This window comes from Alteromonas sp. (assembly GCF_984505615.1).
In genome coordinates, this window is the sequence record NZ_CFHOXV010000005.1 from 99,853 (window position 1) to 112,741 (window position 12,889).

The 12,889-nt window shown below is 51.5% G+C and carries 13 protein-coding genes; 9 read left to right on the plus strand and 4 right to left on the minus strand.

Annotated features, from left to right (window positions below; genetic code table 11):
- Position 1 precedes the first annotated feature (1 nt).
- From AC4PME_RS05460 to AC4PME_RS05475, 4 genes are read left to right on the plus strand one after another with little or no spacing between them, the layout of a single operon-like run.
- On the plus strand, positions 2 to 1,003 hold the full coding sequence (locus tag AC4PME_RS05460; protein ID WP_119503145.1) for a COX15/CtaA family protein: 1,002 nt from the start codon (positions 2 to 4) through the stop codon (positions 1,001 to 1,003).
- Entirely contained in the window at positions 996 to 1,913 is a 918-nt protein-coding gene (cyoE, locus tag AC4PME_RS05465) for a heme o synthase (protein ID WP_491044814.1), read from the plus strand. The genes AC4PME_RS05460 and cyoE overlap by 8 nt, the downstream gene beginning before the upstream one ends.
- A complete protein-coding gene (locus AC4PME_RS05470) occupies positions 1,910 to 2,557 on the plus strand; it encodes an SCO family protein (RefSeq protein WP_491044813.1) in 648 nt (215 codons plus the stop codon). The genes cyoE and AC4PME_RS05470 overlap by 4 nt, the downstream gene beginning before the upstream one ends.
- A gap of 5 nt (positions 2,558 to 2,562) precedes the next feature.
- On the plus strand, positions 2,563 to 3,165 hold the full coding sequence (locus AC4PME_RS05475) for a GNAT family N-acetyltransferase (protein ID WP_303572457.1): 603 nt from the start codon (positions 2,563 to 2,565) through the stop codon (positions 3,163 to 3,165).
- On the opposite strand, the gene AC4PME_RS05480 is transcribed toward AC4PME_RS05475, so the two are convergent.
- Complete coding sequence (locus tag AC4PME_RS05480; protein ID WP_232373441.1) at positions 3,162 to 4,247, minus strand: polysaccharide deacetylase family protein; 1,086 nt, start codon at positions 4,245 to 4,247, stop codon at positions 3,162 to 3,164. The genes AC4PME_RS05475 and AC4PME_RS05480 overlap by 4 nt on opposite strands.
- 21 nt (positions 4,248 to 4,268) lie before the next feature.
- Between AC4PME_RS05480 and AC4PME_RS05485 the strand changes: the two genes are divergently transcribed.
- On the plus strand, positions 4,269 to 5,597 hold the full coding sequence (locus AC4PME_RS05485) for an MATE family efflux transporter (protein ID WP_442858474.1): 1,329 nt from the start codon (positions 4,269 to 4,271) through the stop codon (positions 5,595 to 5,597).
- On the opposite strand, the gene AC4PME_RS05490 is transcribed toward AC4PME_RS05485, so the two are convergent.
- Positions 5,554 to 5,817, minus strand: a complete 264-nt coding sequence (locus tag AC4PME_RS05490) for a hypothetical protein (RefSeq protein ID WP_490707893.1) — start codon at positions 5,815 to 5,817, stop codon at positions 5,554 to 5,556. The two genes, AC4PME_RS05485 and AC4PME_RS05490, sit on opposite strands and share 44 nt — an antisense overlap.
- Positions 5,798 to 6,376: a Fe-S biogenesis protein NfuA gene (gene nfuA / locus AC4PME_RS05495; protein ID WP_119503141.1), complete on the minus strand. Its 579-nt coding sequence runs from the start codon at positions 6,374 to 6,376 to the stop codon at positions 5,798 to 5,800. Before nfuA ends, AC4PME_RS05490 begins: the two co-directional genes overlap by 20 nt.
- A 126-nt stretch (positions 6,377 to 6,502) precedes the next feature.
- Between nfuA and AC4PME_RS05500 the strand changes: the two genes are divergently transcribed.
- Positions 6,503 to 9,091, plus strand: a complete 2,589-nt coding sequence (locus tag AC4PME_RS05500; RefSeq protein ID WP_491044812.1) for a M14 family metallopeptidase — start codon at positions 6,503 to 6,505, stop codon at positions 9,089 to 9,091.
- Here the strand turns inward: AC4PME_RS05500 and AC4PME_RS05505 are convergent.
- Positions 9,080 to 9,805, minus strand: coding sequence for a ComF family protein (locus AC4PME_RS05505; protein WP_491044811.1), 726 nt, complete (start codon positions 9,803 to 9,805; stop codon positions 9,080 to 9,082). The two genes, AC4PME_RS05500 and AC4PME_RS05505, sit on opposite strands and share 12 nt — an antisense overlap.
- Before the next feature lie 18 nt (positions 9,806 to 9,823).
- Here AC4PME_RS05505 and bioH point away from each other — a divergent pair, with 18 nt between their 5' ends.
- The 3 genes from bioH (at position 9,824) to AC4PME_RS05520 (ending at position 12,832) form a co-directional block, all read left to right on the plus strand.
- Entirely contained in the window at positions 9,824 to 10,621 is a 798-nt protein-coding gene (gene bioH / locus AC4PME_RS05510; protein ID WP_491223607.1) for a pimeloyl-ACP methyl ester esterase BioH, read from the plus strand.
- Between the two features lie 154 nt (positions 10,622 to 10,775).
- On the plus strand, positions 10,776 to 11,516 hold the full coding sequence (locus AC4PME_RS05515) for a helix-turn-helix domain-containing protein (RefSeq protein WP_491044810.1): 741 nt from the start codon (positions 10,776 to 10,778) through the stop codon (positions 11,514 to 11,516).
- Positions 11,517 to 11,521: 5 nt separating this feature from the next.
- Complete coding sequence (locus tag AC4PME_RS05520) at positions 11,522 to 12,832, plus strand: pectate lyase family protein (RefSeq protein WP_491044809.1); 1,311 nt, start codon at positions 11,522 to 11,524, stop codon at positions 12,830 to 12,832.
- Positions 12,833 to 12,889: the final 57 nt, after the last annotated feature.

Sequence of the window (12,889 nt, forward strand, 5' to 3'; positions counted from 1 at the left end):
CATGAGAAAGTTAGTCCTGTTTAGTCTGATCCTCGCGGTGGTTGTTATTATTCTCGGTGCCTATACGCGGCTCACCGATGCCGGGCTGGGCTGTCCTGACTGGCCGGGATGCTACGGGTTGCTGACCGTTCCGCTGGAAGACCACCATGTTGAGGCGGCGAATGCCGCTTTCCCCGAACGTCCGGTAGAAGCGGCTAAAGCCTGGAATGAAATGATTCACCGTTACTTTGCCGGTGCACTGGGTTTATGTATTTTTACTATCGCTGCCATCGCTGTGAAGCAGCGTCACAGCGGCCGTACCGTACGCCTGCCACTGTTGCTTGTTGCACTGGTTATCTTTCAGGCAGCCCTGGGCATGTGGACGGTGACGCTGAATTTACTGCCGGTTGTGGTAATGGGGCATCTGCTCGGCGGCTTCACCATACTGGCGTGCCTGTTTTTACTGCATCTCAAATTACGGGAGAGTAAACGAAAGCCCCGGCGTATTAACAGCATCACCAAATTTGCGCTGTTGGGCATGGCTATTCTGTTGATGCAGATTGGCCTCGGGGGATGGACATCAGCAAACTATGCCGCTCTTGCCTGCACTGACTTTCCGGTGTGTGAAGATGGCTGGGCCTCCAGGCTCGACTTTTCCGGTGCTTTCAGTGTGCCTTATGCCGAAACCTACGAATATGGCGCCCACGGATACGGTGAACGCATGACAATGCATATTGTGCACAGAGCCGGCGCGGTCATTACGTTTTTATATTTACTCTGGCTCGGCTTCAGGCTGTACAGCCGGGAGGTGGCTGCGCCGGTGAAAAGTGCCGCGCTGCTGCTCATCGGGGTGCTGATGATTCAGGTAACACTGGGCGTAAGCAATGTCGTGCTGAGTCTGCCCGTCATTGTGGCCGTTGCTCACAACATCGTCGCTGCCTGTTTATTACTGGTAATGGTATGGATCACTTATCAGGTGTCCCGCTATCAGGGTGATCCGCAACAGGGAGGAGCACATGGCTAAATCTGTTTCTGTTCATCAGCGCCGCTTGGCGACATCTCCGCCGGTCAACTGGCGTGACTATTATGAGTTAACCAAGCCTAAGGTGGTTATGCTGCTGTTGCTCACAGCCCTGGTGGGTATGTGCCTGGCCACAGAGTCGCTGGTGCCGGCAAATGCTCTGATTGCCGGTATGGCGGGGATTGGTATGCTGGCATCCTCTGCTGCGGTGATTAATCATGTGGTTGACCACCGCATTGACGGTATGATGGCCCGTACTGTTAACCGCCCGGTCGTGAAGGGGAAGGTGAGTGTATCTCAGGCGTTGTTTTTTGCCGCTGTGCTGGGGCTCGCCGGATTCGCACTACTGTGGTTTTTCGTGAATGCCCTTACCGCCATGCTCACACTGGCCAGTCTGGTCGGGTATGCGGTTATCTACACCATGTTCCTCAAGCGGGCGACGCCTCAGAATATTGTTATCGGCGGACTGGCAGGTGCAGCACCGCCGCTGCTGGGCTGGACCGCGGTAACCGGCGAGATCCACGCCCATGCTTTGCTGCTGGTATTAATTGTTTTTACCTGGACTCCCCCTCACTTCTGGGCGCTGGCGATACACAGGCAAAAGGACTACGCACGGGCAAACGTGCCTATGCTGCCGGTTACCCACGGGGAATCGTTCACCAAAACCTCGGTGCTGGCTTACACCGTGCTGCTGGTTCTGGTGTGTTTGCTGCCCTACCTTACCGGTATGTCTCACCTAATTTATCTGGCGGGATCGCTGGTATTGAATGCTGGGTTCTGTTTGTGGGCATGCAGGTTAAAGTTTGCGGCTAAGCCCGACACGGCAATGAAAACATTCCGCTATTCTATTTACCATCTCATGTTATTGTTTGTGGTGCTCTTAATTGACCACTACTTACCCGTAACACTATGACTCAAAGAACCTTAACCGGCATCATCGCTGTGGTAGCGTTGATCGCCGGCATCGCCGGTGCCCTTTATATCGCTCCGCCTTCCGGTGAAAGCCGGGTACCGGAGTACTTTCAGGCTTATCCTCTGCCCAAACCACTGGCTGATTTTTCTCTCACAGATGCTGACGGACAACCATTTACCAGGGAAAACCTGACCGGTGCCTGGACATTAGTATTTTTAGGCTACACTTATTGTCCGGATGTGTGCCCCACAACGATGGCGTCCTTAAATAAAATATGGCCTAAACTTTCGTCTATAAAATCCGGGGCTAATACTCAAGTACTATTTTTGTCTGTGGATCCCAAAAGGGATACTTTTCAAAGACTTAAAAGTTATATAAGTTTTTTTAATAAAGACTTCATCGCTGCAACCGGTCCGCACGCCGAAATATTCCCTCTTGTCAGGAACATGGGATTGATGTACTCATTAACTGAGGACACTGATAAAGCTGACTATCTGGTCGATCATAGCGCGTCGGTGGTTCTCATCAGCCCCGAAGCGGAAGTGCTCGGAAGGTTCAAACCAATAATGGAGCCCGGGAAGTTAGCGATCATAGACAGCGAGCAAATTCTTGCAGATATGCCTAAGGTGGTTATCACCCGGTAGTATTCATGACAGTAGTAGTACGTCAGGCAACCGCAAGGGATGCGACTTATGCGGTGCCGTTGTTACTGGATGCGGGAGAGCATTTACTTACGAAAATATATGGGGACGGCGACCGTGATACGGCGTTTGCTTTCCTTTCAGCGGCCTGGCTTCGCGGCACGGGACAATATGGTTTTGCCAATCACTGGCTGGCGTGTATAGAAGACGAAATTGTCGGCATTATTTCATGCTGGCATGACAGCCTTCCGCAGCACTTTGATCGGGATACATTGACATCGATTACCGATTTCTTTGGTCTTGATGAGGCTATTGATGTGGTGATGCGAAGTCAAACTTACACCATCGCGCTTAACCCGCCTATGGTGCTGGAAATGTCCATCGGACATCTGGCTGTAGCAGCCGGAGCCAGACGAAGTGGTGTTGCCACCATCCTCGTCAGGTACATGGAAAACATGGCACGTGAACTGGGCAAATTATCTCTCGTCCTGGACGTAGAGGAACACAACACAAGAGCCATCGATTTCTATAAATCTATGGGCTTTAAATCGAGGCAGGGGATCCCGCCTTTCATTCAATTCACCAAAGGTATTGCGCCGGTTATCACTTAATCCGGATAGGTGCCGTCTTCGCCGGAAATAAAGAACGGTTGCGAAAACCAATAGTAGCGACCGTTCTGCGAATTCGACGGTGCGGTACAGTTAATACGTGAACGGCCAACCGGCAGCACGGTATTCAGCGTGTATGATAAGGTTTTGCCGTTAATGTTAACCGGCAGTGATTCACCCTGGTAGTAACAGGCGGCACGGGGTAAGCCCACATCATCGCTGTTGGTGGTGAACGACAATGTTTCATCGATAACTCTGGCAGTGCGCTCAGGGTTATCGATATCGTTGTGTGTCACCGGCATACCCAAACTTGCAATCTTCACTTTCAAGGGCGCCATATTGGCAAAACGACCAGCCGCGGGAAAGCGAGGTAGTGCGGTAAAATCACTGTAACTGCTGATGCCGCCGGAATGCTGTCCGAATCCGGTGTATCCCTCTTTTGCCAGTTTATCAGCCAGTGTTTTATTGTATTCACCGAAGGGATACGCCAGGTATTTCAGTGACTCACCGGTTTGTGCTGTGAGTTTTTTCTCCGCTTCTTCAACATTTTGCCATACCCGTTCTAACCAGGCCTCTTTGGACTCATCCTGATGACGGTCCAGCATGTGCAAATGGTCCAGTGTATGGTTGGCAAAATCCACACCGTCTTTGTGCATGGCCTTTACATCATCCCAGCTTAACTGGTTTTTCAGTCGGCCAATTTCATCAGGATTGATAAATACGGTGTAGGGAAGTTTCAATGACTGCATCACAGGGTGACCGTTTTCAAGAATATTCCGGTAACCGTCATCAAAGGTGACCGCAACGGCATTTTCCGGCAATGTCTGCTTGTTTTTCAGCGCTTCTGTAATGTCCTGAAGGGGCATGACTTTGTAGTTTTCCGCCAGCCAGGTCATGTGGGTTTTAAATTGTTCAGGTGTAACACTGGTGCTTGCCGGCGTGTCTTCAGATACGTGGTGGTAAAGTAAAACCACTGCACTGTCCTGCCCGGCAGCGGCCGCAGATTGTGCCATCACTAACAGCGTCACAACGCTGGCAAACACACCTTTTCCCCACTTCATTGCGCGGTTTCTGATAAGCTGCATGCATATTCCTTAAACTTAGTTATTTCCGTTTTGACCACGACCGCCAATGCTGGCTGGCCAGCCCATAAAACCTTACTGGCCATCGCTTTTCCTATGATTCTGGCCAATATTACCACTCCCTTACTCGGGCTGGTTGATACGGCCGTAATGGGGCATATGGATTCATCTGCCATGCTGGCCGGTGCATCTATTGGAACATTGATCCTCACGCAAATCTACTGGGTGTGCGGCTTTCTCAGAATGTCGTCCACTGGCCTGAGTGCACAGGCAAAAGGCGATCCAGAACAGCCCGGCTTACTCTCCGCAAAAGTACTTTGGCAAACAGGCGCGGTTGCCCTCGCCGCCGGCTTACTTATCGTTGCTCTGCAAGTGCCTGTATTGCAGGCAGGGCTTGCGTTAGCCTCATCCGGTGCTGAAGTGGCTTCTTATACCCGGGAGTACTTTAATATCCGGGTATGGGGCGCACCGGCGGCGATGCTCAACATGGCATTAACCGGCTGGCTGGTAGGTCAACAGAAAACTCGTCATGTGTTATGGATACAGGTGGCAGGCAACCTGTTGAATGCCGCGCTGGATATTCTGTTTGTGTATGGCCTGGATATGTCAGTTGGTGGTGTGGCGCTGGCCAGTGTGCTGGCTGAATACACCATGATGTTATCGGGCGCGGTGTGCGCCCTTAAGCTCACTTCAGGTTGGCGTCCGCAGGCAGACTGGTTTAACCGCGCAGCACAAAAAATTCTGCTGAAGCTTAACAGCGATATGTTAATCCGGAACCTGGCGCTTCAGGCTTGTATTGCGTTTCTGACCATTCAGGGGGCGAGGATTGGTGAAACAGCGGCAGCGGTGAATGCTATTCTCATGCAGTTTTTCGTGTTAATTGCACTGGGGCTGGACGGCGTTGCCTATGCTGTTGAAGCGCTCATCGGCGAAGCGGCCGGCGCAAAAGACAAGGAACGCCTGGGCGGGCATGTGAAGCGGGGATTATTCTGGTCTTCGGTTTTTGCCCTGGTGTATGCCGCTTTGTTTTACCTTGCCGGAGATTTTATTATCGCATCACTGACGGGGATTGCTGCGTTACAAACCGCTGCGCAGGCTTATTTGCCCCTCATGGTGTTGTTGCCGCTGGTGGCACACTGGTGCTTTTTCTTTGACGGCGTATTTGTGGGGCTTACCCGCTCAGACGCCATGCGTAATACCATGCTTGTCAGTGCGGCGTTTGTGTTTTTTCCGGTTTGGTGGGTGTGTCAGTCGCAGGGGAACGTGGCGCTCTGGTATGCCATGCTGGCTTTCCTGCTGGCCAGAGGGATCACTCTCGGTTTCGTTTTCTGGCGGCGGGATTCATCACTTTAAGACGTTGCCACAGTATGGCCAGATAGCCACTCATGGCGATGACAAAACCACTGAACAGAACAATAAGCGAGATAAAATACAGCGCGGGATGGTAAGTGCTGATGGTCATCAGCACCGTGGCACCCGCGATGAAGAGTGCCAGGCCTGTTTTGAACCGTCGCCAGCTGCGGTGTAGTGCAGTCAGCGACGCGTCAGACGGATTAATAATACGAGTGCTCACCGGCTTCGTGCTCGGTGGCGTCACGCACACCTGTCAGTTCACCCGGGAATTGTTCAAGCAACTGCTTTTCAATCCCTTCTTTCAGGGTAACATCGACCATTGAACAACCGTTACAGCCGCCACCAAATTGCAGAATGGCGAAACCTTCTTCAGTGATTTCAAGCAATACTACTTTACCGCCGTGGCTGGCCAGTTGCGGGTTAACTTCCGACTCAATGACATAGCTTACACGGTCAACCAGAGGCGCATTGTCGTCCACTTTTCTGGCTTTTGCATTTGGCGCTTTCAGAGTGAGCTGAGAACCCATCTGGTCCGTCACGTAGTCAATCTCTGCTTCTTCCAGAAACGGCGCACTCTCTGCGTCAACAATGGCGTCGAATCCGTTGAAGTTTAAACGGATGTCGCCGGGTTCAACAGCAGACGGAGGACAATAAGACACACCGCATTCCGCTGTTGAGGTTCCGGGGTTAACTACGAACACTCTGATGTTCGTCCCGGCATCTTGTTTTTCCAGCAGTTTTGCGAAGTGAGCCTGTGCGTCTTCTGATATATTGATCATTAACAAATCCTACGTTGCATCGTGATAGCGCATATAATAACAAATTTACCTGACTAAAACAGTCAAGTATTGCATGCTTTTATACAGGTGTGGTCAAAAGTACAAAAAACAACAGGAAAAAGAAAAATGGATTCAAGTTTCAGACGCGCAGGAAAATGGGTGTTCGCCCTTTTTGCTTTTGTCGTGTATTCAGCATTAGCAGCACCGGTATTTAAAGATACCGGAGGTAAACCGGTTACTGCTTACCTGCCGGCAAATACCAGCTATGACCCTGCTATTCCGACCCCTGAATCTTATCTTGGTACTGAAGTGGGTACCTGGCATGTACGCCATGACCAGCTGGCCGGGTACATGTATGCCCTGGCAGCAGCGTCTGACCGCATCAGCATTGAAGAAACCGGCCGCACCCATGAAAACCGTCCGTTATTACTGCTCACCATTACTGCACCGGAAAACCGCAGCAAGTTACCGCAATGGCGGGAAAACCATCTCAAAACAGTGAACAGCGGGGCTAAAGCCGCAAAAGATGCGCCTCTGTTTCTGTACATGGGTTACAGCATTCATGGTAATGAGCCTTCCGGAAGCAACGCTGCACTGGTCATGGCGTATTACCTGGCTGCAGCGCAGGATGAAACGGTAACAGATTTGCTCAGCAAAAACGTCGTGTTGCTGGATCCCTCATTCAATCCTGACGGTTTGTCCCGTTTCGCACAGTGGGCAAACATGCATAAAAGCAAAAACCTTGTCGCTGACGGAGAAAACCGGGAGCACAAGGAAGACTGGCCTTCCGGCAGAACGAATCATTACTGGTTCGACTTAAACCGTGACTGGTTATTGCTGACCCATCCTGAGTCACAGGCGCGGATCAAGCAGTTTCAGAAATGGCGTCCTCATGTACTGACCGATCATCATGAGATGGGGCCGGACAGCACCTATTTCTTCCAGCCCGGTGTGCCGTCGCGGAAAAATCCGAATACGCCTGACGGCAATGTGAGGCTTACAGAAGCGCTGGCAGCTTTTCACGCCAAAGCGTTTGATGACGCAGGCCAGTTATACTTCTCGGAAGAAGGTTTTGACGATTTTTACTACGGGAAAGGCTCATCGTATCCCGATTCTATGGGCAGCATCGGTATTCTGTTTGAACAGGCAAGCAGCCGCGGACACGTGCAGGATACGGTGAACGGAGAGCTGGCCTTTGCACAGACTATCCAGAACCATGTGACGACCAGTCTGAGTACGATTGCCGGTTCGCTGGCCAACAAGCCAGCTATTCTGAATTACCAGAATACATTCTTCTCTGAGACGGCTGACGCGATTGATAAAGATGAACATTTCGGGGCGATTGTGGCTATGCCGGATGACAGTGGCCGTAAAGAGGCTTTACTGTCGATCCTCAATCAACATGAGATCCAATACAGTTACGCAAGAGATGACGAGGAAATTGATAACAAGCGCTACAGCAAAGGCAGTTTGGTTGTGCCTTTTAATCAGCCAAAATACCGCCTGGTAAAGAGCCTGTTTTCTACCCGTCAGCAATTTGCTGAGAACACCTTCTATGACGTGTCTAACTGGAATATCGCGCTGGCGTTCAATCTTGATTACGACGTGCTGAGCAAACGCGCCGGGCGTGGCATCAAAACGGAAGCCGGGCCGGTGAAAATGCCGGTACCGCTCGTTGATGGTGAAGCGTACGCCTATGCATTTGAATGGAAAAGTTACTATGCGCCGGCGATGCTGCAACAACTGTTGGAAAACGGGGCCACAGTGCGCAGTGCTGAAACCCCCTTTACCGCCACACTGACTGATGGCCGGAATCATGATTTCGCAGCCGGAACCATTATTGTGCCCACGCCATTATCACAGCCTGATGATCTGCTCAGCCTGTTACAGGATGCATCGGCCTTAACCGGTGTGGAAGTGTTCGGGATAAAAAGCGGCCTGACACCGCAGGGTTCTGATCTTGGCGGTCGTACCCTTGCGCCGGTAAAAGCGCCATCAATTCTGCTGGTGGGTGGTAACGGCACCAGTTCATCGGAAGCCGGAGAAATCTGGCACTATCTGGACACCCGTGTAGGCACAGCGCCGGTCATTGTGGAGCAGGACCGTTTAAACACTATCCGCCTGGCTGACTATTCCCATATTATTTTCGTCAGTGGCACTTACAGTGGTCTGAGCGACAAGCTCAACAATGATATCAGTGACTGGGTGAATAATGGCGGCGTGCTGATTGGACAGAAATCGGCGGTAAAATTCTTTGCACAAAAAGGCTGGCTGGATGCGGAAATCGTATCCCGCGATAAAGTCGACAGTGTTTTTCCGGTGGATAAGCTGACCTATGCAGATAAATCTGCGCTGGGTGCCAGTAAAATTATTGCCGGTGCGGTATACGAAACTGATATTGACCCGACTCATCCAATTTTCTTTGGTTACACGGGTAAAACACTTCCGGTATTTAAAACCAGTAATATGATTGTGCATGCTGACGCCGACCCGTTCACCAGGCCCGGTCACTATTCCGACAGTCCGTTAATGGCCGGATTCAGTGCAAAACAACTGGAAACCATGATTGGCGGCACGGCATCTGTGCTGACTCAGCCGAAAGGTCGTGGCGTGGTAATTGGCTTTACTGACAACCTGCTTTTCCGGGGCTACTGGTATGGTACCGGTAAGCTGATGTCAAACGCGATCTATCAGTCAGGCCACTTAGTCCGCTAAGGGGGACCGGCAGGTCAGCGCCATCACCCAGACTTCAATAATGAGGTCGGGGTGATGTTGACGCAGCTGACCGGCGAGCACATTAGCCGTCGCGCCTGTGGTCATAACGTCATCAATGATGGCTACGTGGCGCAGCTCCTTGCAGGGCTTTACCTGAAAAGCGCTGTGCAGGTTATGCATCCGGTGGTCCTTTTTCAGCGTGTGTTGTGATCGTCCTCCCGTGCGGCGGGCCCAGTCAGCGATGACCGGTCTTTCTATTCTGCGGCCGATGTGACGGGCCAGTTCTGTTGCCTGGTTGAACTGCCGGCGAAAAAAACGGTGCAGTGGTACGGGAACCGGGAGTAAGGCATCCGGTAATAGTGTGTCTTCATCGATACACTGTGAGGTGAACCAGTTGCCAAGAATGGCCGGACTTATCTGACAGCGCCGGAATTTCATGGCTTTGATAAGCTGGTCAAATGGCCAGCGATATTCTCCGCAGGCCCTTAATGCACTGTAGGAGGGCGGTAAAAATTGCTGGCTGATTTTTTTGTAGCGCAGTAAATTACCCTGATAGCCAAGCTGTAACAAAAAGCGGGTATCAAATTTGCAGAACGTACACACAGGTACGTCACTGTACTGATTACACAGCAAACAAGCTAAGTTGGGAAGTCGCATGGTTAAGTACTCTGTCAGCCCGGCAGTGGTGCTCTGCAGCGGCAAAATTGCAGGCATAGTCAAAGGATGTCATCAGTGTTAAATGCTAACGTCTCAGAAAATCTCGTCAGCCGTACCCGGGGTACAGGAAAAGATCTGGTTTTGCTTCACGGCTGGGGCATGAACAGTGGTGTGTTTGAGCACTTCATTCCGTTGCTGGAAAGCGAATTCAGAGTGACCACCATTGATTTGCCGGGCTTTGGTGAAAACAACGGTGTGCTGCCGGAAGAGCCTTATACCGTGGCATCTGTGGCGAAGATGATCACGCCGTATCTGCCGGAAAACTGCGTGGTCGCAGGATGGTCACTGGGTGGTCTGGTTGCACAGCAACTGGCTCTGGATTTACCGGAACATGTAAGTGCCCTTATCACTATAGCCTCAACGCCCAGATTTGTTAACGGTCCCTGCTGGCCGGGTATTGATGCCGAATTGCTTGCCCAGTTTGAAACGCAGCTGGCAAAAGATTACGGCAAAACCCTGGAGCGGTTTCTTGCCATTCAGGCCATGGGCAGTGATACCGCCCGCCAGGATATGAAAGCCATCAGACAAAGTATTACCGCATGGCCTTCACCGGCAGAAGAGGCGCTGAAAGCTTCTCTGGCGCTGCTTTCCAGTGAAGATCTCCGCGAACATATCGGTCGTATCAGGCAGCCGACATTACGGATATACGGACGGCTGGACAGTCTGGTACCGACCAGCGGCATTGACCGCATCTGCGAGCTGCACCCGCAAAGTGACACGGTTGTATTGCCTCACGCATCTCACGCCCCTTTTATTTCTCATCCGCAACAGTCTGCCGATATTATTCGTCAGTTTCTGGTAGCAACCTTCTGAAATTGGCGGGCCACAAGGCTCGCCCGTTCTTTATATTCCCTCTGGTTTATATACTAAATTTGCAAAAACACTTGACATTTGCCACCGGTGGCAAATAATTAACGAAATGTTAAAAGTGCGTTATATAATTTGATTTTCTCTGAAGGGATGCATTATGAAACGTTACATTATTCCAAGCGTTTACCAGGCCATTCAGCTCTGCCGCACCTTAGGTGACGCAGAATATGGCATGACATCACTGGCACTGGAAGAGCAGTTGCAACTGCCCCGATCCTCCGTTTTCCGCCTGCTTAAAACCTTATGCAGTGAGCGGCTGATAGAAAAGCGCGGTACCCGCTACTATCTGGCAAACGGCATGTACGGAATTGGCGGGGCGGCACCCAGACTACAAAAATTTCAACGTTTGCTGGCAGCACCACTCACTGCCCTCACCGGCGATACGACTCACACAGCAATTCTATGTGTGCCTGCCGACAATTGCGCGGTAGCTGCAGATGTATTCTGTTCTAACAGTTACCGCCTGTCTGCTATCCGGCCGGGTATGCAACTGTCACTTACCGGCTCGGCGCCGGGTCACATTATGCTGGCTTATCATCCCCGCTACCGGGATGAAAACAGCCTGAACATTGCCGAACTCGACTCGCGCAGAGTCATGAAGCTTGCAGCGCAAACCTGCACCCGGGGTTTTGCTGTGTCCGATGCGCCGGCGGGAAAAGGTCAGCTGGTGTCAGTGCCGGTGCTGGCAAGCGACGGTGAATTACTGGCGATGCTGTGCCTTGAACTGGATGAGCATCATGGTGATGCAGAGCTGCTCAGCCACTGGGCGGGCAAACTGAAACCTGTGGCGGCATTACCTGCAGCCACCTGTACACAAAATAAAAAGGAAGCCGGATGAGATTCATGAAGTACTTCCGGGGCAGTGTGGTTGTTATGCTGCTTCTTATCTCGCAGGGGATCAGAGCAGAGCAGCCAGCACTGGCATTCAGCGGGGCAAGCGGTTTTGGTAAATACACCACCGGCGGAAATGAGGGCAAGGTACTGGTTGTGTCCAGTCTGGCTGATAACAGTAAAGATCCGCAGGAAGGTACGCTACGCTGGGCTGTGAAGCAACCCTACCCGCGACTGATCGTATTTGCCATTTCCGGTGTGATTCAGTTGGAAAAAACACTCGAAATCAAAGAGCCGCACATCACCATCGCCGGCCACACTTCACCGGCCGGAATCGTGGTGGCAGGAGCATCAACGTCAATTGAAGCCGATCAGGTTATCATCCGTCATATGGCCTTCCGCCCCGGCCATTTTTTGCAGGAAGGTGATGCGCTGAGTGCGCGGAATCATTCAGACATCATTATTGACCATTGCTCCCTGAGCTGGGCGAATGACGAAGTAGCCTCGTTTTATAACAATACCCGCTTTACCCTGCAGAACAGCATTATTGCAGAGAGCCTGAATAAAGCCGGACATCACAAAGGCAGTCACGGCTACGGCGGGATTTGGGGAGGCAGAGACGCTTCATTTCTGCGAAATGTACTGGTAAGTCATATCAGCCGGAATCCCCGTATCAACGGCTGGCGGTTAAAATCGCCCTATCCGCAGGAAGATGAATTCGTTGATATCAGCAACAACGTTATTGTGAACTGGCAGGATGCGTCCGGCTACGGCGGTGAGGGTGGAAAAGCGAATTTCACGGCTAACTATTTCCTGCCGGGTCCTGCCACAAAATCCGCAAGGTTCTTTGAATTCTGGGGAGACGACCGCCCCCTCGCGCTGCTGTATGTCAGTGGCAATGTGATGCATGACCACCCTGAAATGTCTGCCAGCAACGCGCTGGGTATCAAAGTAAAAGGGGCAAAGAAAAATCCGCAGCAGGCTGCTGCTATCAAAGCCGCGAGCCTGGCAGATAAGCCTTTCCGGCAAGGGGCAATCAGTGCGTTACAGGAATCAACATTGACTGCGCAACAGGCATATGTGGCGCTAATAGAAAATGCAGATGCCGGCAGTTTTTTACGCCGTGGACATAATGCTCACGACAGCACTGACCGGCGGATCCTCGCAGCTATCCGTTCAGGGTCTTACGCCGGTAAAGACGGCATTATCGACAGTGAACTGGAAGTGACTGACTGGCAGCAATACCGCGCGGAATTGTCTTCTGCTGATACCGCTGAAACAGAAGAATTGTCAGCGGAACAGTGGCGTAAACTCGCGCTTTGATAAGCCCGACTTACTCAATGTTGATATTTTAATATTTTGTGAAATAAAGGTTAAAAA